16 protein-coding genes are annotated in these 19059 nt (G+C 72.9%); 4 read left to right on the forward strand and 12 right to left on the reverse strand.

The features are described from left to right. Nucleotides 1-55 precede the first annotated feature (55 nt). The 8 genes from IF09_RS0109050 to IF09_RS0109090 all read right to left on the reverse strand — a co-directional run bounded on the left by IF09_RS0109050 (nt 56) and on the right by IF09_RS0109090 (nt 9277). Nucleotides 56-1294: a cytochrome P450 gene (locus tag IF09_RS0109050; RefSeq protein WP_030293770.1), complete on the reverse strand. Its 1239-nt coding sequence runs from the start codon at nt 1292-1294 to the stop codon at nt 56-58. Nucleotides 1295-1320: 26 nt separating this feature from the next. Next, nucleotides 1321-2712: an NAD(P)/FAD-dependent oxidoreductase gene (locus IF09_RS0109055; protein WP_030293772.1), complete on the reverse strand. Its 1392-nt coding sequence runs from the start codon at nt 2710-2712 to the stop codon at nt 1321-1323. Then, nucleotides 2705-2947, reverse strand: a complete 243-nt coding sequence (locus tag IF09_RS0109060; RefSeq protein ID WP_030293773.1) for a ferredoxin — start codon at nt 2945-2947, stop codon at nt 2705-2707. Before IF09_RS0109060 ends, IF09_RS0109055 begins: the two co-directional genes overlap by 8 nt. Nucleotides 2948-3053: 106 nt before the next feature. Further along, nucleotides 3054-3686, reverse strand: a complete 633-nt coding sequence (locus tag IF09_RS0109065; RefSeq protein ID WP_030293775.1) for a hypothetical protein — start codon at nt 3684-3686, stop codon at nt 3054-3056. Nucleotides 3687-3842: 156 nt separating this feature from the next. Next, complete coding sequence (locus IF09_RS0109070; RefSeq protein ID WP_078613150.1) at nt 3843-4649, reverse strand: IclR family transcriptional regulator; 807 nt, start codon at nt 4647-4649, stop codon at nt 3843-3845. Between the two features lie 950 nt (nt 4650-5599). Continuing rightward, complete coding sequence (locus tag IF09_RS0109080) at nt 5600-6178, reverse strand: RNA polymerase sigma factor (protein WP_234320927.1); 579 nt, start codon at nt 6176-6178, stop codon at nt 5600-5602. A 336-nt stretch (nt 6179-6514) separates the two neighbouring features. Beyond that, nucleotides 6515-7126: a nucleoside/nucleotide kinase family protein gene (locus tag IF09_RS0109085; protein WP_030293780.1), complete on the reverse strand. Its 612-nt coding sequence runs from the start codon at nt 7124-7126 to the stop codon at nt 6515-6517. 51 nt (nt 7127-7177) lie between these two features. Further along, nucleotides 7178-9277, reverse strand: coding sequence for a SpoIIE family protein phosphatase (locus IF09_RS0109090; RefSeq protein WP_051832254.1), 2100 nt, complete (start codon nt 9275-9277; stop codon nt 7178-7180). Between the two features lie 405 nt (nt 9278-9682). Here IF09_RS0109090 and IF09_RS45510 point away from each other — a divergent pair, with 405 nt between their 5' ends. Beyond that, nucleotides 9683-9835 (forward strand): hypothetical protein, encoded by a 153-nt coding sequence (locus tag IF09_RS45510; RefSeq protein WP_158709935.1) that lies wholly within the window; start codon nt 9683-9685, stop codon nt 9833-9835. A 21-nt stretch (nt 9836-9856) separates the two neighbouring features. Here IF09_RS45510 and IF09_RS45515 read toward each other — a convergent pair whose 3' ends face one another. The 3 genes from IF09_RS45515 to IF09_RS0109110 form a co-directional block, all read right to left on the reverse strand. Next, nucleotides 9857-9994, reverse strand: coding sequence for a hypothetical protein (locus IF09_RS45515; protein ID WP_158709936.1), 138 nt, complete (start codon nt 9992-9994; stop codon nt 9857-9859). A 350-nt stretch (nt 9995-10344) separates the two neighbouring features. After that, nucleotides 10345-11841, reverse strand: coding sequence for a hypothetical protein (locus IF09_RS0109105; protein WP_030293784.1), 1497 nt, complete (start codon nt 11839-11841; stop codon nt 10345-10347). Nucleotides 11842-11861: 20 nt separating this feature from the next. Beyond that, on the reverse strand, nt 11862-13340 hold the full coding sequence (locus tag IF09_RS0109110; RefSeq protein ID WP_158709937.1) for a lipase family protein: 1479 nt from the start codon (nt 13338-13340) through the stop codon (nt 11862-11864). Nucleotides 13341-13792: 452 nt separating this feature from the next. Here IF09_RS0109110 and IF09_RS0109115 point away from each other — a divergent pair, with 452 nt between their 5' ends. Then, entirely contained in the window at nt 13793-14602 is an 810-nt protein-coding gene (locus tag IF09_RS0109115) for a dienelactone hydrolase family protein (protein ID WP_030293788.1), read from the forward strand. A 692-nt stretch (nt 14603-15294) separates the two neighbouring features. On the opposite strand, the gene IF09_RS45520 is transcribed toward IF09_RS0109115, so the two are convergent. Next, nucleotides 15295-15744, reverse strand: coding sequence for a hypothetical protein (locus tag IF09_RS45520; protein ID WP_030293790.1), 450 nt, complete (start codon nt 15742-15744; stop codon nt 15295-15297). A 685-nt stretch (nt 15745-16429) separates the two neighbouring features. On the opposite strand from IF09_RS45520, the gene IF09_RS0109125 reads away from it, so the two are divergent. Both IF09_RS0109125 and IF09_RS0109130 read left to right on the forward strand, forming a co-directional pair. After that, nucleotides 16430-17467 carry a terpene synthase family protein gene (locus IF09_RS0109125; protein ID WP_030293792.1) on the forward strand — a complete coding sequence of 346 codons (1038 nt, stop codon included), beginning with the start codon at nt 16430-16432 and terminating at the stop codon, nt 17465-17467. Nucleotides 17468-17481: 14 nt separating this feature from the next. Beyond that, entirely contained in the window at nt 17482-18834 is a 1353-nt protein-coding gene (locus tag IF09_RS0109130) for a cytochrome P450 (protein ID WP_030293794.1), read from the forward strand. Nucleotides 18835-19059 lie beyond the last annotated feature (225 nt).

Raw genomic sequence — 19059 nt, forward strand, 5'->3', positions numbered from 1 at the left:
ATCAACGCGGCCGGCCGCCTCCGCGCAGGCGGCCGGCTCCCGACTGCGGCCCGTGTCAGGGGCGGATCCCGTCGCAGGTGACCTGGAGGTGACGCGGGCCGCGCAGGACCGCGTTCTGCCGGTAGGGCGGCGGGTCCTCCACCAGGCGCGGGTTCTCCAGGCGGCGGGCCAGCTCGCTCAGCGCGAGCTGCGCCTCCAGCCGGGCCAGCGGGGCGCCGAAGCAGCTGTGGATGCCGCTGCCGAGGCCCAGGTGCTGGATGTCCTTGCGGTACGGGTCGAAGCGGTCGGGGTTCTCGAAGCGGTCCGGGTCCCGGTTGCCGGAGGCGAGGATCAGCCACATCGAGGATCCCTTGGGGATGGTGACCCCGCGGACCTCGATGTCGACGAGCGGGGTGCGCTGCGGCAGCAGCTGCACCGGCGGTTCGAACCGCAGCAGTTCCTCCACCATCGGCACCGCCAGCTCCGGCGTCTCGCGCAGCTGCTTCAGGGCGTCCGGGTTGCGCAGCAGCGTGAGCATCCCGTTGGTGATCAGGTTGACGGTGGTCTCGTGGCCCGCGATCAGCAGCAGCGCTGCCGTGCTGAGCAGTTCCATCGTGCTCATCGACTCGTCCTGGCCGTGCCCGACGGCCAGTTGGGAGAGCATGTCGTCGCCCGGGTTCTTGCGGCGCCCCTCGATCAGCCCGGCCAGGTACATGCCGAGTTCCATCCGGGCGTCGTGGGTGATCTTGTCGCGCTCCTTCGGGTCGGCGTCCGGATCGGGGTCCAGGCTCGCGGCCAGGGTGTCGGCCCAGACGTGGAAGCGCGGCTCGTCCTCGCGCGGCACACCGAGCAGCCGACAGATCATGGTGACGGGGAACGGGTAGGCGAACTGGTCGACCAGGTCGATCCGGGCCGGGTCGCCGAGGCTGTCGATGAGACCGGTGACGATGCCCTTCAGGTCGTCGCGCATCCCGTCGATGCGGTGCGGGGAATGCGGCGGCCCGAAGGGCCGGTTGGTCATCCGGCGCAACCGGTCGTGCTCCGGGGGGTCCAGCTTCAGGAAGCTCGGCGGCAGGGCCGCGGCCCCTTCGTCCTCGCTCCCGGCCAGCGGATCCCCCGCCGTCGCGGCCAGGTTGCGGGCCTCGGAGCTGAGCCGCGGGTCGTGCAGCAGGCTCTGGATGTCGTGGTACTTGCTGATGACGTACGGGCCGCCCCCGTCGTGGAACACCGGGGTCTTGCGCAGCTCCTCGTACAGCGGGTACGGGTTCGCGCGGTTGGAGTAGTCGAGGATGTCGCTCAGGATGCCTTGCTTCATGCCGGGTCCTCCGGAGGGCGGGCGGGTCAGTGCCCGGCGGGGGTGAACGTCATCCGCCGGTCGGCCGGCGAATATCCGCTGAGGGTGATGGTCGGCCCGTGCGTGGGCACGGACGGGTCGGGGAAGTCCGCGGGGAGGGGCTTTTGCCCTTCGGGGCGCCGGTCGACCGTGGGGAACGGCGGCGGGAACGGGGCCGTGGCCTCGATCTGCTGCTCGTAGAACTGCAGCCAGCGCGAGTTGTCGAAGGTGACCGCCCCGATGACGCGGCCCTGGTATCCGTAGACGCCGGTGAAACGGCGCTCGGCGCGCGAGCCCTGGGTGATCATGATCTCCGTGCCCATCGAGGGCACGCCGACCGACTTGATGTTCACCCCGAACTGGGTGGACCAGAAGGCAGGCACCCAGATGTGGGGGCGGCGCTCGGTGCTCTCGCTGAGCATGTTGTGGGCCGCGGTCTCGGCCTGGGAGACGGCGTTGCCCCAGTGCTCCAGGGACAGGAACTGGTAGCCGAACAGCGGGTGCGGGGAGCGGGCGACGTCGCCCGCCACGAAGATGTCGTCGGTGACGATGCCACGGATGTCGAAGGCCCGGCAGCCCGCGTCGCAGGCGATGCCGCGCGGGCCGGCGCCGAGCCCGGAGCCGGTCAGCCACTCGGTGTTGCGCTGGGCGCCGAGCGAGACGACCACGACGTCGCACTCCAGGGACGTGCCGTCGGAGAAGTGCGCGGCGCGGACCCGTCCGTTGGTGTCGCCCTCGAGGCCGGTGACCATCACACCGGTGCGCAGGTCGACGCCGTTCTCCCGCTGCATCTCGGCGGCGACCGCGCCGACGACCCCGCCCAGAGCGCCGACGAGGGGCGCGTCGCCGCGTTCGGCGACGGTGACCTCGAGTCCGCGCTCGCGGCAGGCGGAGGCGATCTCGGAGCCGGTGAACCCGGCGCCGATGACGAGGACCCGGCGGGGGCCGGCGTCGAGCCGCCGGGCCAGGGCCGCGCCGTCGTCGCGGGTCCGCAGGACGAACACGCCGTCGAGCTCCGCCTCGGCCGGGTTGGGCCAGGGCCGGGCCCGGACGCCGGTGGCGATCAGCAGCCGGTCGTAGGGCACCTCGTCGCCGTCGGCCAGCTTGACCCGCCTGGCCGCCATGTCCAGGCCGCTGGCCGGTACGCCGAGGCGCCACTCCGCGTCGATCTCTCGACGGCGGGGCAGCGCGGTGCGCTCGGCCGTGCCCTTGCCGAGGAGGGCCTGCTTCGACAGGGGCGGGCGGTCGTACGGTTCGTACGGCTCGTCGCCGATCATGGTCAGCGAGCCCTTGAAGCCCTTGTCGCGCAGGGTCTCGGCGCCGCGCAGACCGGCGAGCGAGGCTCCGACGACGACGATCCGGCCGTCCGCCTTGAGGCGTTCCAGAGCTGCGTCAGCCATCGGACGTCTCCCCGCCGCCGGCGCCGGCAGCGGCCGCGGCCATGTCGAGTTCGTCGACGAGGATGGCCTGGACGGGACAGGCGGCGACCGCCTGGGCCAGCCGCTCGCGGTGGGCGTCCTCCGCCTGCGGGTCGTAGAGCAGGCCCTCGTCTCCGTGCATCGCGAAGACGTCGGGTGCGAGGAAGGCGCACTGCGCGTATCCCTGGCACCGGTTGAGATCGACGACAAGCCTCAGCAAGGTCCAGTCCTTTCGTTGGCCCCTCCGACTCCCGGCCAGCGTGCGGCGCGCGGACCGGGAGGGCCCGTCCGGCAAGGCCATTGGGGTGACGGCCGGGCAGGTGTCACGGGGTGCGGCGGGCGGCACGCAGGATGTACAGGCTCAGGAGCAGGGCCCAGGCCGGGAAGACGAGCTCGCACCAGGGCAGGTTGGAGCCGACCACCAGCAGGAGCAGCCCCGCCACGGTCCCGACCATGACCAGCGGCCTGGGGAAGACCCTGAGCTTGCGTCCGATGGTCGAGGTCGCGAGGACGAAGACGGCGGCCATCCGCATCCCGTACGTCGTGAGCAGCGTGTACGCGAAATGCCGGCCGAAGCCCGTGGGATCCTCGGCTTCGAGCACGGTCCCGGCAGCCGCGACGGCGCCGAAGAGGCAGGCGACGAAGACCAGTCCGCTGCCCAGGAAGACGGTGGCGATGAACCGGTCCTCGGCGTCCCCCGTGTGCTGGCGCAGCGCGCCCATGAACCACAGGAAGGCGATCCCGGCGAACGGGACGAGCTCCATCGCCCATTGCAGCTCCCCCCGCCTGCCGGGGGCGATCTCCACCTGGTCGCCGCCGCCCCCTTCGGGCAGCGCGAGCCGCGCGAGCACCATCGCCGCGGCGAGCAGGACGGCGAAGACGACCCCGGCCAGGCCTGCGGCCTTGGGGGTGCTCAGGTTCTGTTCCCGGGTCGTCCCCGCTGCTCCCTGTGTCATGGCTCCAGCAAGCCGCCCGCCGGGCCCGCGTGCCAGCGGGGCGGCGCGGTCGGGTGACGCAGCGGTACGGGGCCTGCGGCGTACGGGTCGGGGGGGCCACCGCGGATCCCGCGGCGGTCCCCCCGACCGTTCCCGTCCGGGATCCCGGACGGCCGGCTACGTGGCCGTGATGAGGAGGCCGCCCGGCTCGCCCGCTCCTTCCTCCTGCTGCGGCGCCGTCCGGGGTGCGCCCGGGCCGGTGCCCGCCACGATGAGCGCGAGCAGGACGGCCGCGGCCTCGCTCTGCAGGATCCGGGCGGCCTGCACCAGGCGGTGCGGGTCCGGAGCCGGGAGGGACAGGGCCAGGCATTCGGCGTTGGGGCCCGAGGTGATCGGGACGGCCGCGCAGACCGTGCCCAGGGCGTACTCCTGCAGGTCCAGCAGGGGGGTGCCCGGCCGGCGGCCGTCGAGCTGCCGGAAGAGGTCCTCCTGACGGGTGAGGGTGTGGGCGGTGAACCGCTCCGCCCGGTGCCGCGACAGGTGGTCCTTGCGGCCGTCGGGAGGGAGCTGCGCCAGCAGGGCCTTGCCGACGGCCGAGGCGTGGGCGGCGGCCCGGAAGTCGACCCACTCCTCCACGAGCGGTGTCGCCGGACCGTCGGCGTACTGGGTGATGCACACCTCACCGTCGGTGTAGCGGGCCACGTAGACGGCGGCGCCGACCGCGTCCCGTACCCAGGCGAGGGCCTCCTGCAGATGTCCGCGCCCGTCGCCGGACGCCGTCTCGGTCAGTAAGAGCGCCCGGCCGGCGATGTACGCGCCGGGGCCGGCCGGGTCGGCCAGGTTCACCCGGACCAGCTGCTCCATCACCCGGGCCAGCACCAGCTGCGGCAACCGCGTCTCGCGGGCGATCTGCGCGAGGCTCACGCCCCCCGAGTAGCGGTTGACGACCTCCAGGACGCGCAGCGCCCGGTGGACGGTCTCCATCGCGACGGGAGCCGGCCGCGCTTCGGATCCGCTGCGGCCGGCCGGGGCCGGCTGCGGCTGCCCGAGGGCCTCGAGCGCCCAGGCGTTCGCCTCGTCCGTCAGGTGCAGGAGGTTCAGCCGGGCGTGCTGGGCCACCGCCACGGCCACCTGCGGGCCGAGGAGGAACACCTCGCCCAGATCGTGGTCGTCGGTCCAGCTGCAGGCGGTCACGGCCCGGCGCAGCCGGGCGGGGATCCGGTAGGGGGGCCGCCCGCCGTGGCCCTGTACCGCCGTCAGGGCGGTGAGGTCCTGGGTGGTGATCGGCGGCGAGGTCCAGATGACCGAGGCGCCGAGGGCCTCCTCCAGGTTTTCCGGGACCTCCGGCAGGTGCGGCAGACCCTCGTCCGGCGGCAGCACCTCGGCCAGCGCCTTCCAGTGCCGGGCGGTGGCCACCTCGGCGCGTGCGAGGTGGTGGAGGTGGAGCAGGCGGGCCGCGGTCTGCGAGCCGGCTCCTGCCGCGTACTGGAGCCAGAACTGTGCGCCCTCCATCCGGTCGGCCAGGTGCAGGAGGCAGCCGAACAGGAGCGCCGGTTCCGCACCGTGGGGCCAGGTTCCGGCGGCCAGGGCGAGTTCGGCGAAGGGGCGGCTCTCCGCCAGGAACCAGGCCAGGTCGTCCAGGAGTCTTGCGGCCCGTACGTGGCAGGCGGCGTCCAGTACGAGGTCGTCGGCCGGGGTGGGCACCAGCGCGGGCAGGGGCGCCGGTCCGGTGAGGGAGGCCGGTGCCGGAAAGGCGCCCCGGCCGGTGGCGCCGGTCGCCGAGCGGGCCCGGTCCGCCGCGATACGGCGGGCGATGCGCCGCCGGGCGGCATCCTCGTCGTAGCCGGCGTACTCCTCCACCAGCACCTGGGCCCGCCCCAGTGCCGCCGCCAGCTCCTCCCCCTGCACGGCGTCGCGGTCGGCCGTCGTGTCGCTCACTGGCCCTTCTCCTCTCCAGGAGCCCAGTCCGCCCCGAGTTTCTGGTTCAGGATTCGGCTTGCGCCTCGAATGTGGGACCGGACCGTCGCGGGGGAGATCCCCATCATCCGGCCGACGGTTCCGCTGTCGTACCCCAGCAGGAAGGCCAGCAGTACCACGTCGTAGTGCCGCTCGGGCAGGCACGCGATCGCCGCGTACAGGCCGAGCTTGGACTCCAGCAGTTCCATGCGGTGCCGGGAGGCGCGGCGCAGGGCGGCGAACCAGGCCGTTTCCACCATCGCCGCGGGCCGGCCCAGGACCGCCAGCCTGCGCGCGACGTGTTCCCGCAGCACCGCCCAGGCGAAGCCGTGCAGGCTCGCCTCCTTGAGCGCCTGGCGCCACACCTTCAGCAGGAACGTGAACACGTCGTCGACGACGTCCTCGGCGTCCTCGCGGGAGCCCAGTTGCAGGTGTGCGTAGCGCAGGTAGGCGCGGTGGTGCTGGGAGTGGAACGCACTGAACTCCACCGGCAGGACGCCGGCCAGCTCGCTGGAGACCGCCCGGTCCCCGGACGGGTCGAGCTCGCCCTCACTCATACGCTCCTCCAGGGATGCCGGTCGTCGCCGGTATGAGCGGTCGCGGCCCGGGCCCTGGAACCCGGGTGGCGTGGGTGTCTCCTGACGGCATCGAAAGCGACGAGTATCAGCACGGGAGTCACGGTCTGGACAGGATTCATGTCGGCGGGAAGCCTTCCGGTGAAATGAACGGAACGGGCATGCCTGCCCCCCACATCCAGCAGCCGGCCGGACCGGCTGCTCCCCCAACACCACCCCATCGGAAAAGCCGCCCGAATGTGCACGGCTGTCGACGGAAATCTTTCGGGAAATGGCGCATCTGCTCCGCTGCGCGCCCCCTTGCCGCCGCGTACGCCCCTACTCCACCACCAGGTCGGCCCGCGTCCGGCCCGCGGCGATCAGCCGGGCGTTCGCCTCGTCCAAGCGCGTCACCCACTCCTCGGCGTGGGCCGGAGCCCTCCCGTGGCGGACGTGACGGTCGACCAGCCGCCGGACCCGCACGGTGTCGTCGGGGGCGAGGAACCAGACCTCGTCGAGGAGCGCCCGTACCGCCGCCCACTCCCCCGCCTCGTACAGCAGGTAGTTGCCCTCGGTGATCACCAGGTGCACCGCCGGGTCCACCGGGATGCTGCCCGCGACCGGCTCCTCCAGCGAGCGGTCGAAAGCCGGAGCGTAGACGGCTGCGGGCGCCGGTGTGCGCAGCCGCCTCAGCAGCGCCGCGTACCCGGCGGCGTCGAAGGTGTCCGGCGCTCCCTTGCGGTCGGCCCGGCCCAGCCGTTCCAGTTCGGTCTGGGCGAGGTGGAACCCGTCCATCGGTACGACCACGGCCAGTTCGGGGCCGAGCACCTGCGCGAGGCGGGCCGCCAGGGTCGACTTGCCGGCTCCGGGCGGCCCGGCGATGCCGAGGATCCGGCGGGTGCCCGACGCCGCGAGCGCGCGGGCGCGCCGCTCCAGTTCGGTGAAATCCATCCGCCCATCCTGCCCGGACCGGGCGGGTGCCGGGCGGGTGCCGGGTGCAGCTCAGGCCCCGGCCGGCGGCGGGAGCGTGTGGGGGTCGGTGCCGACGCGGGCGACGAGCAGGGCGATGTCGTCGTCCGCGGAGGCCGGGACCAGGTGGGTGATCAGCGAGTCGCACAGGTGGTCCAGCGAGCCGTGCGGTTCGGCGAGCAGGCGGGTGAGTTCGGTCAGGCGCTCGTCGATGTCGCTGCCGCGGGCTTCGACGAGGCCGTCGGTGTACAGGACGAGGAGGCTGCCCGGCGCGAGGGTGAGGTCGGTGGTGGTGAAGGTGGTACCGCCGACCCCCAGCGGGGTGCCGGGCGGCAGGTCGAGGAGGTGGACCGTGCCGTCGGGCTCCACGGCCACGGGCGGCGGATGCCCGGCGCGGGTGATCCGGCAGCGGCCGGTCTCCGGATCGGCCACGACGTACAGGAAGGTGGCGATCATCGGCTCGGCGAGATCGTCCAGGGTGGCTTCCAGCTGGTGCATCAGGTCCTCGGGGGCGAGGTCGAGCCGGGCGAGGGCGCGCACACTCGCGGAGAGCCGTCCCATGACCGCCGCGGCCGAGATGCCGTGGCCCATGACGTCCCCGATGAGGAGGGCTGCCTTGCCCCCGGGGAGGTGCAGGACGTCGTACCAGTCGCCGCCGATCTCGTTGACGTCGCTGGCCGGCAGGTAGCGGTGGGCGACCTCGATGCCGGGCGGCGGGGTGATGTGCTGGGGCAGCATGCTGCGCTGCAGGATGACGGCGGTCTCGTGTTCGCGGTGGTACAGGCGCGCGTTGTCGATGCTGATGGCGGCGCGGCCGGCGAGCTCGCCCGCGAGGGTGACGTCGTCGGGCCCGAAGGGGCCGACGGGACTGGTCCGGTAGAAGGTGGCGACGCCGAGCACGAGGTCCCGGGCGATCAGCGGCGCCATCAGGAACGAGTGCACTCCGACGGGCAGGAGCTGTGCGGGCCGATTCGTGTGGCGGGCGGCGGGGGCGACGACCTGCTCGTCGAGGTGGGCGATCAGGAAGGGCCGGCGGGCGGCGAGGGCCTGGGTGTAGGGGGCGGCCGCCGGGAAGACCAGGGTCCTGCCCAGGGGGGCGAGGATGCCGATCACGGCGGAGCCGGTCAGCGGGGCCTTGCCCAGGCGCCGCAGGGCCACGCCCCCGGCCAGTCCCGGGCCGGGCTCGTCGCCGCGGGCGAGGGTGTCCAGTACGTCCACGGTGGCGGCGTCGGCGAGCTGCGGTACGGCGAGGTCGGCCAGCTCCTGCGCGGTGCGCTCCAGCTCGAGGCTGGCGCCGATGCGGACGCTGGCCTCGCTGAGCAGGGCCAGCCTGCGGCGGCCGGCCTCGGCCTCGATGTGGTCGTGCTGCTGCTCGGTGATGTCGAGCAGGGAGGCGATCACGCCGATCGGGCGGCCGCCCGGGTCCTCCACCCGGACGTACGAGCACGACCACACCCGGTCGTGGGCCGGGTCGGCCGGGGTACGGCCCGTGCGGCGGCGGTCCAGCACCGGCTCCCCGGTGGCCAGGACCAGCCGCATCTCGTCCTCCATGTCCTCGGCGTTCACCTCGGGCAGGACCTGGGCGAGGCGGCGTCCCACGTGGGAGGACTCCGAGAGGCCGTTCATCGCCTCCAGGGCCGGGTTGACCTGGAGGAATCGCAGTTGCGTGTCGAGGATGGCGATGCCGACGGGCGAGCGGGCGAACAGCCCGTCCCAGACCGCCGACGATCCCCGGATCCGGCGGGCCGCGTGGGCATCGGCGGCGAAGACGAGGACCGCGGAGGCGCCGTGGCGCCGTCCGGGAACCGGGCCGGCCCAGATCTCCACCTCCAGCGGGTGCCCGTCCCGGTGCCAGGCGGTCACGGTGCCCATCACCCCGCGCCCGGTCACGGCGGTCTCCCATAGGGCGCGGCCGAGGCTGCGGTCGGCTCCGGGGTGGAGCAGGTCGGCGATGTGCCGGCCGACGATCTGTGGCGGGGTGTAGCCGAGCAGTTCCTGCGCCGCGCGGTTCCAGCGGACGATGGTGCCGTCCGCGCTGGTGGCCAGCTGCGCGACGGTCAGCGAACCGAGCCACCCGCCGGCATCCTGGGCGGCGCCGCTGATCAGATCCTCGATCGGCGTCTGCTCGTTCATCCGGCCTCCACACCCCCATGGTCGCTCCGGGGGCCCGGGACCGCTTCCCGGCGCGGTCAGGGGCATGCGGGCCCGGCCGCGGAGCCGCCCACCCCGGCAGCAGCCGCGCGACGCCGGTTCAGCCGTCCGTGCGCCGTGCGTCGACGAATGCGGCGAATTCCCCTCTGGAAAAGCCCTTTCGCAAGCGCTACCGGCTCCCCCCTTTCAGCCCCGGGTTCGCGGTGGCCTCCGTCCGGGCCGGCGCCCCCGTCGTGCCGGTGTCCGTCATCGGCGCCGAGCAGGCGTGCCCCCGGCTCGGCGAGATCCCGGCCCTGACATGCCTCTTCGGCCTCCCCTGCTTCCCGATCACCCCGGTACTTCTACTTCCCGATCACCCCGGCCTTCCCGCTGCCCTCGAAGTGGCTCGTGACCCTCGGCGAGCCGATCCCCGCACCCCGGCGGCCCGAGTCCTACGCCGCCCGCTCGGCTGCGGCCCGCCTGCCGTGCGCCGCGTCGCAGGCTGCCGTGCAGGCCTTGGTGGACCGGGAGCGCCGCAGGCGGGACACGCCGTTCTGGTAGCCCCAGGCGCCGGGGGCCGGATCAGCCCTTCGCCACCGCCCGCACCTCGGGCCAGACCAGGGTGGTGGACCCCCAGGCCAGCCCCGCGCCGTATGCGGTGAGCGCCACCCGCTGCCCCGGCACCAGTGTTCCGGCGGCCACCTGGGCCAGCCGCGCCACGGCCTCCGGCACTCCGGACGGCAGGGGGCGGTCCGGGGAGACGGTGACCGGGATGACCGCGTCGACGGCGGACGCCCCGGCCGCCGTCAGCGCGTGCCGGCCCGCCCGTACGGCCAGGGTCTGCGGTGGCCTCCCCGTCGGCGGTGCGCCGGCTCGTCACACCGATGCGGGTGCGGATCCACTCGTCGCCGACGGGTCGCTGCCCGCGGGGCTCGGCGTTGGTGAGGACGCGCGGCGGACGTACGCGCCGGGCGCGGCGAGGACGGCGCCGCGGCCGCGTGCGGGTGCGGACGCGGGCAGGGGCCCGGCCGCGGGGGCGTCTGCCGAAGTGTGCACGGAGTCCGGTCGCCTCAGTCCGTCAGCCGCTTGGCTGCCCGTCGTACCCCGTCGGCCGCCGTCGCGCACCGCTCGGCGTGGCCCAGCAGGACCATGCGGAACCGCTCCCCCTCCTCGTCGGTGCTCCAGCCGCTGTTCCCGGCACAGGCCGCGAGGCTCTCCGCGTGCCGCTCCAGCCGGTCGGCGCTGGCGTGCGCCAGGGCGCCGTACGCCGCCGGGGCGTATCCGAACGCCGCGACCGGCACCGCCGTCGGCATTCCGGCCGTCACGCTCCCGCCGCCCGGCCGGGCGGCGAGGTCCTCGAGCGCCACGACGAGCGTCCGCGGATCGAGCGTGTCCGGCAGCCGGTCCGCGGTGATCTGCGGGGTGATCACCACCGGGCGGGCCGCCTCCGTGACGGTCCGTACGATCTGCTCGGCGACGAGCGCGGCGAACCGCGTCGCCGCGCATCCGGTCGGTGCCCCGCACAGCGGCGGCATCCCCGAAGTCTGCGCCCTCGCGGACGGCCCCGACGGCCCCGGCTCCGGGCTGCCCTCGCCGTCCAGGCGGCGCAGCCAGCCGGGCACCCGCAGGATCTCGGTCCCGGCCTCGACCGCCAGGTCCTGCCACACGAAGTCGGCCCGTACGGGGTACACCGCCGAGGCGACGGGCGGCCAGCGGCGGAGCGCCTCGCCCACGGCCGCCTCCGGGGACGCGGCGGCGCCCACCGCGAGCAGGGCCAGCGCCTGGAGCACGGTCCCGGCGGCGGCCTCGGACACCAGCGCGAGCGCGTGCGCGACGGCCGGGCCGGCGGCCTCCGGCTCGGTGCCCTCGCGGCCCGCGCCCTGCGCCGTCATCCGGCCCGCCAGCGAGGCGGGGTCCGGGTCGGCGAGGTACGGTGCCAGGCGGCGCCGCAGCGCCTCGGCCCGGCCCTCGTACGACCTGCTGTCCGCAGCCGCCGTGGCCGCCGCGAGCACCTCGCTGAGCAGCGTGTCCTCGACGGCTGCGGCGCCCGCGACCACGCGCCGGGCCAGCCGCTGCATGCCGCGCTGCCAGTGGTGCCACTCCAGCGTGCCGTCCCCGCGCCGGGCCGGGACCGCCCGGTCCACGTACTCGGCCAGCAGGGCGCCCAGCTCGCCGGCCGGAACCGCCGCGTCCCGGGGCAGCGGCACGTGCGGCGAAAGCCCGTACCGCCGGCCGCCGGCCGTGAGGCCGACCGCGGGTGCGAGGGCCCCCGCCTCGTCCGCCGCCGCGAGCAGGCCCGCGGCGTCGGCTGCGGCCAGCGGCAGGAGGAACGGCCCGAAGGGGGTGCGCAGTTGTACCGGGCGGCCGGAGCGGGTGCGCCGCAGGAACGCCAGCAGCGCGCGCGTCACGCCGTCCCGGGTCAGCATGTCCAGCCCGAGGGCGCGGGCGGGGGCGTCCGCCCACGGCAGGCGCTGGGCGGCCATCGCCGCGCTGAACACGGCGTTCTCCAGGGGCCAGGCCGTCGCGGGACGTCGCGCCGTGGTGGCCGGGCTGTCGGCAGTGGTCATCGGTCGGTCTCCCTCGTGGGTCACTTGTCGCGCAGCATGTAGGGCTGGTTGCCGACGACTTCGCCGTCGTACGCGCTGATCAGCTTGTTGACCTGGTCCCGGTGGTGCGTGAACTCCCCGCGCAGCGCGTCGGAGTACGCCTGCGGCGCGTGCGACAGCGGGTAGTCGTACGACTCGTCCAGCCAGGCCAGTTCGACCCAGCTCTCGGGGATGTCGTTGGGTGAGGCCGGTCCGCGCCCGTCCAGCCCCGGGATCACGTCGTGCTTGTTGACGAGGCTGATCACCTGGGTGGTGTGGTCGGCGGGCCGCTTGCCGTCGATCGGGGAGCCGATCGCGACCACGTGCGTGACCCGGTAGGTGGAGGAGACCTCCACGTCGCTCGCGAGGTTCATGGCGGTCATACCGCCCAGACTGTGCCCGACGATCATGAGCTCCGCGCCGGTGGGCAACCCGGCCCGCCGGAGCAGCTTCTTCGCGGCACGGGTGTACGTCGTGTCGGTGCGCAGCAGTCCGTCGAACGCGCCGACGAGGTCCTGTGGGGTGCTGTTGCTCAGCAGCCCGAAGCTCGTGCCGGGCAGCAGGAGCACGTACCGTACGGCGCCATCGGCGCACGCGACGCGGCGCAGCAGCACCAGGCCGTGGTTGCCGAGGGCTCCGATGTCGCCCACGTAGCTGACGATGTCGTTGCGGGAGGTGGCGAGCACCTTCGCGAGGATCGGGTCCGGCTCGGTGCGTTCGGCGCGGCCGGGCCCGGGGTTGAGGAACTTGAGGACCGAACTCGGCAGCCCGAGGAAGGGATCGGTGGTCGGCACGCCGCCGGCGAGCGTCACCCAGGAGAAGTCGTCGTTGACCGGGTTCTCGTCGAGCAGGCCGAGCAGGGCCATCAGCTCCATGATCACGGGGCTCACCGTGGTCAGGGCGCGGGTCACGCCCAGCAGCTCGATCAGCGCGTACATCGCCCGCAGTGCCTCGAGCCGGTTCCCGGCCACCATGGCGTCGGTGAGGCGGCGTGCGGCCGGGGAGGCGAGGCCCGGGTGATCGGCCGCGGCAGCCTTGATCCGCAGGGCGAAGGCGTCCACGGCCATGGCGACCTTGGCGGGACGGCGGTACGTCATGCTCCCGGCCATCCGGGCGAGTTCGCCGATCAGGCCGCCGTTGGCCCCGAACCCGAGTCCGTTGGAGGCGGTCAGCGCCCGGGCGCACGAGGCGGCCGTACCGAGCGCCCAGCCGGGGCGCTGCAGCGCCTCCAGCCCGAACCGCCAGCTGAACAGGGCTCCGGTGAGCTCCGCGCCGGACTGCTTGGCCGTCAGGGCCGCGTCCGCGAGCAGGACCGACGCGGCGATGAGGAGCTCGGGGTCGATCCGCTCCGGAGCCGGGACCGGGGCCGGTCCGGGGGCGGCCTGAGCGGGTACGACCGGGGCCGCGCTCTGGGCGGCGGGATCCGGGCCCTTCCGCGTGGGGAGACGCTGAGCCGTTTCGTCGACCACCTGAGGCGCCACTTTCCTACCTCTCATCCGTGTGCAGCGGCTTCGCAGCCTTGCCCGCTGTGTGCGGGGGAATGGTGGCACCGAATGTGATCCTTTCCGCGCGGCCGGACGCTCGTTTCCGCGTGTCAGCCCGCGTGCGGACCCCGGCCCGGGCCCCTTCGCGGGCCCTGCCCACGCGGCCGTCGGCGGATCCGGCAGGCGCCCGGTTCACCCGACGGGGTTGGCCGCGCCCGGGAGGATGACTCCGCCTCCTCCCGGTTGACGCACCCCGCCCGCGCCCTCCGTCGCACGACGGCGAGGGGCGGCGCGACGTGCTCGATGACACGTGCGTGCCGGCCTGCACGGTGGGACTCAACGGGATCCCGCAGAAGTCGCCCGGCGCAATGCTTGGCATGGACGCGGCGTACAGTCGGCTGCCGACGCCAGGACCCGACCACCCTCGACGCCGACCGAAAGCAGGAGCGATGACAGGCACCGCACCGACCGCCACCCTCGCCGGATGGCGCCGGGCCCCCTTCTCCGCCGAGGGGCTCACGTACGACTGCTTCGAGAAGGGCGAGGGCCCCGGCGTGGTGCTCCTGCCGGAGCTGCCCGGCATCACGCCCGAGGTGCTCGGCCTCGCCGAGCACCTGGTGGGAGAGGGGTTCACCGTCGTGATGCCGTCGTTGTTCGGTACGCCGGGCAAGCCCGTCTCCGTCGCCCGGACCGCGGCCGTCTTCGCCCGCATCTGCGTCTCCGCGGAGTTCCGGGCTTTCGCCACGAACGCCCACCGGCCCGTCGCCGACTACCTCCGTGCCCTCGCCCGCGACCTCGCGGCCCGTACCCCTGCCGCCGGGGTCGGAGTCATCGGCCTCTGCTTCACGGGCGGTTTCGCCCTGGCCGCCGCCGTGGACGACTCCGTTCTGGCCCCCGTCATGAGCCAGCCCTCGGCCCCGATCGCCCTGACCGCCGCACGGCGCGCGGACGCCGGAGTCTCCGAGGACGAGCTCCAGCGCGTCGTCGGGCGCACCCGCAACAACGGCCTCTGCGTCATGGGGCTTCGCTTCAGTGGGGACTGGATGGCCCCTGAGGAGCGCTTCGACACCCTGCGCTCCCGGCTCGGGGACGCCTTCAAGGTCATCCGGCTCAGCTCCGACCCGGGCAACGACGACGGCTTCGGCCGCCTGGCCCATGCCGTGCTGACCCTGGAGGTCCGCGAAACCCCGGCGGGCCACCCCGCCTTGAAGGCCCGGACGGACGTCACCGCCTTCCTGCACGAACGGCTGGGCGGCTGACCCCATGGCGCGAACCGCGGCTGCCGCGCACTTGGCCCATGGCCGGTCGCGACTTCGGTGAACTGCAGGAAGCTGGTCGGCCGCCCGCCGTTCAGCCCAGCTATGGCACCAACTACCAGGCACCGTCGCCTGGTTCCGGACCGACGCCCGGAAACCCGTACGCGCAACCGCAGTCGCAGCCACTGCCGCCGTCACCGCCGTGGCCCGGTGGTGGTCACGGCATCCGGGGCAACCACCCGGCTTCGGCGGCCCGTTGCCTCCCGTGCCCGGCGGAGGCAGCCGAACCCGTTCGAGGGCCGACCCGCCCTGCTGATCCCGGGTTTGGTCGGGGGCCTGCTGGTGACCGTCGGCTGCGTGGAGCCCGGGCAGGTGGACCACGCGGTCCTGCCCTTCGGCCCGGTAGGCCTTCGGCGGGCGCCGTGCAGCGGATTCGGCCAGCCTCCGGAGCACTCCCCTACTCGCCCGGCAGTTCGTTCGGCGCGCCGAACCCGAAAGGGACGGCGACGGCACGATCGTCGACTTCCCGCCCGCCGGCAAGGGCAGCAAGGGTGCCGGGCAGAACCGGCAAGTGCACGGCGGGGCCGGGCGATCGCCTTCGGCTTCAAGAACTCCAAGGGCGACTTCGTCGCCTGGGACCTCTACGGCAGGGCGGGCGCTCCCGGCGCCGTGCAGGCCCGGGTGTGGGGGCGTGGTCAGCTGCCCTGCGCGCTGCCCGTGTCGTCGGTGGCACGGGCGATACCGTCGAGTTCCCTGGCGATCCAGGCCTGCTCGGCCGCATCACAGGGCGGCAAGGACCCCGCCGGCGTGTGCTGCTGGTCGGGGCGGGTGTTGTCCACGACCGCCCAGCCCTTGCCACCGTCGGGGGCGGCCAGTTCGACGAGACGGTGGTCGAGGTGGCCCGTGATCATGACCGCCATGAGGGACAGGTATTCGCGCTGCAGATCGGGGGCGAGGTCGGTCTCGCCCGGCACCTCGAGGACGGCCTCCCGTCCGTCGGCCAGCAGTGCACAGGTGGCCTGGACGGCCCTGATGAGCACCTCGAACCGCTCCCCGTTCAGACGTGCTCGCAGGACCTCCAGGTAAGGGCCCAGAACATCGTCCTCCTGACCGTCCCCCGGGTCTGCCGCATGGTGCTCGATCATGTTCCCCGCCCTTTCCCGGACGGCCGCGTCCCTCCGCAGTGTAGGGAGCGTCCAGTACGTGCACGGCGGTCTTCGGCCATCCTCCAACCCGCTGCACGGTCCCTCGACTTGGCACCGCCGGGTCGTTTCCGCCATGTGCAAGAGCCGTTGATCCCAGTGGAGTTCACGTCCGCCGGATGGGGCAAGGGCCCGGTCACACAGGAGGTCGCGCGCCCCGCGCGCAGCAGCCGCCCCACGCTGCGCACCTGCGCTCCCCGCGCCGGCGCGCCCGCGCTCGCATCAGTGGCCTGAAGAGGTCTATGAGCAGCTCCGGGTCGGGTCGTGCGTCGACCGGGTCCCCGTCCGGGGAGTCCCCCGCGCCCCTCGCGCGAACCTGCGCTCGGGCGACTATGCCCCCCGCATATCTGCCGTGAATATTCCTTCGGTAATTACACCGCGAATTCGGCATCTCCCCACTTCCTACATTGACAGTGCGCTGCGCCCTGCGAGTTAATTAGTTCACGGGTGGCCTGATGTAGTCGTGCGTGGGCGAGATCTGGCCACTTGGCGACCGGTTCATTCCGAACAGTCGCGGTTGTGGAGCCGTGGCGGCACCGCAGCAGCAGGGTGCTCTGAAATCGCACGTGCCATCACGATCGTACATTGAGCGGGTATTGGCGAATCCGACTCTTCCGTGGGGGGATCAATGGCCCGGCTCGACCCATTCCCTGTTCCCGATTTCCATCTCCCGTTCGGGAACTCCAAGCATCCACTGGCCGCGCGGGCCAACACCGAGGCCACGTCATGGGCGTTGCGCCACGAGCTCGTCACCGAGGCCGCGGAGCAGTTCGCCGCCATCGGCTGCGGGCACCTTGCCGGCCGGGTGAGCGGCGAGGTGCCGTACGACACCATCGTCCTGCTCGCCGAGTGGATGGCCTGGTCGTTCGTCCTCGACGATCAGCACGACCATCTCATCAGGACGGGTGAACTTGCGGCCTGGCGGCCCGTCACCGATGCCATCACGGAGTATCTGGACACGGGCAGGACCACCAGGGCGTCATCGCGTCGCAATCCGTTGGTGAAGGGATTCGTCGACCTGTGCGACCGGATCCTCGCCGGGATGACCCCGGGAACCGCGGCCCGGTACCGGGCCCATGTCCCGCTGATGCTGCGCTCGTTGGACCAGGAGGCGGGCAATCGCGGCACCGGCGGTCGTCCCTCGATCCAGGACTACGTCCTCATGCGCCGGCACAGTTCCCAGTTGCTGCCGATGATGGACATGGTCGAGGCCGGGCTGGGAATCGAGGTGCCACAGCGCATCCACGACCTCCCCGCTTTCCAGGCGGTCGTCGAGAGCGCCGTCGACATCATCTCGTGGGGCAACGACGTGTTCTCCCTGCCGAAGGAGCACGCCTGCGGGGACAACAACAACCTCGTCTCGCTCATCTCCTCATGGGAGGGACGCTCCCTCCCGGACGCCGTCCAGGCGGCCTGGGGCCGCATCCAGGTCCGCATCGAGGACTACGTGGCAGCGGAACGGCGTCTGTTTCAAGTCATGGACGCCGAGGGGGAGACGGACCCGGCCGTACGTGCTGCGGTCACCCGGTGCGTGCGGAGTTACGAGGACTGGATGATCGGCACGGATCTGTGGCAGCGTTACGAGTGCACACGGTACAGCGACGAACGGTTCGCAGCCGGGCTGGAGTCTGCGTACATCCGCCCGGACCTGGTCTCGGTGGCATGACAGGGAGTCGGTCCATGACCCACGCGGAACATCCCGGCCCTGTGGTCCACGCCCCCGTGGCCCCGGGACGGTTACCGCTCCTGGGCCACGCGATCCCCCTGTGGCGGCAGCCGATCGCCTTCCTCGAATCGCTGCGCGAGCACGGCGACATAGTCCGCCTCGACATCGGCACCTGGCCCGTCCACGTGCTCACGAGCCCGGACCACGTCCACGCCGTACTGGTCCAGCATGCCCAGCAGTTCGGCCGCGGCAGGATCTTCGAGCGGCTCCGTCCGATGTTCGGCAACGGCATCGTGACGACCGATGGAGACTTCCACCGCAAACAGCGCCGCATGGTGCAACCGGCCTTCCACCGCGACCACATCGCCGACTACACCGCGGTGATGGGCCGGGCGGCGGAGGCGATGTGCGCCTCGTGGACAGCGGGCCGCGAGGTCTCGATGCTCACGGAGACGCGACGGTACGCCCTGTCCTCGGTAGCCGAGATGACCTTCTCGGGAGGCCTGAGCGGGGCCGCGATCGCAGAGGTGCACCGCTCGCTGCCCATCGTCCTGGAGGGCATGCTGCTGCGTGTGGTCATGCCCAAGTCCCTGGACCGGCTGCCCGTCCCGCCCAACCGGCGGTTCGACACGGCGGCCGCCCGCCTGCGCCGCGTCATCGACCAGGTGATCGCACGGTACGGCGCCGAGCAGGAGGACCGGCACGACCTCCTGTCCCTGCTGCTGTCGAGCGTGGACGCCGAGACGGGCGCGAGGATGAGCACCGAGCAGGTGCGGGACGAGGTCATCGCGATCATGTTCGCGGGGACGGAGACCCCGGCCACCACCCTGGCCTGGATCTTCCATGAACTCGGCCGGCACCCGGAGGTGGAGAAGCGCCTCCACGCCGAGGTCGACGCGGTGGTGGGTCCGCGCCCCGTCCGCCCCGACGACCTACCCCGGCTGACGTACACGAACAACGTGTTCCAGGAGGCTCTGCGCCTGCACTCGCCACTGCTCTTCACCCGGCGGTCGCTGGAGCCCCTCACCCTGGGCGGTGTCTCCATCCCGGCCGGGGCGGAACTGGCCTACAGTCCGTACGCGTTGCACCGGGACCCCGCGCTGTTCCGCGATCCCACGGCCTTCGATCCGGACCGCTGGCAGGAAGACGGGGACGAAAAGCCGCGGCCCCACCGGTTCATCCCGTTCGGGGCGGGCCAGCACAAGTGCATCGGCGATGCGTTCGCCGTGGCGGAGATCCTGACCGCGGTGGCGACCGTGGCCTCCCGGTGGAAGCTGGTCCCCGCCCCAGGCGTGACGGTGCGTGAACTCCCAGCAGGAATACCCCAGCCCAGCGAACTCCCCATGATCCCTGTTTCACGCCATTGACGGGGGACCGCTCGATCCTGTTCATTTCACGCTGAGTTCACCGATCCGCTGACGTCACGCCGCTCGTGACGTCAGCGGAGGATACAGGGTCGCTCCCGTATGAGTGACGTGATCCCGCAATAATGTGCTTAGAGCTCGTAACACGATCATGATTCGGGCTTGTTGAGGCGTCTCCAGCAGATGAGGCTGCAGGCCAGGGAGACGAAGGCGTCGTGGAGTTCGGTG

It is taken from the genome of Streptomyces katrae (assembly GCF_000717655.1).
In the GTDB taxonomy this organism is placed as follows: Bacteria; Actinomycetota; Actinomycetes; order Streptomycetales; family Streptomycetaceae; genus Streptomyces; species Streptomyces katrae_B.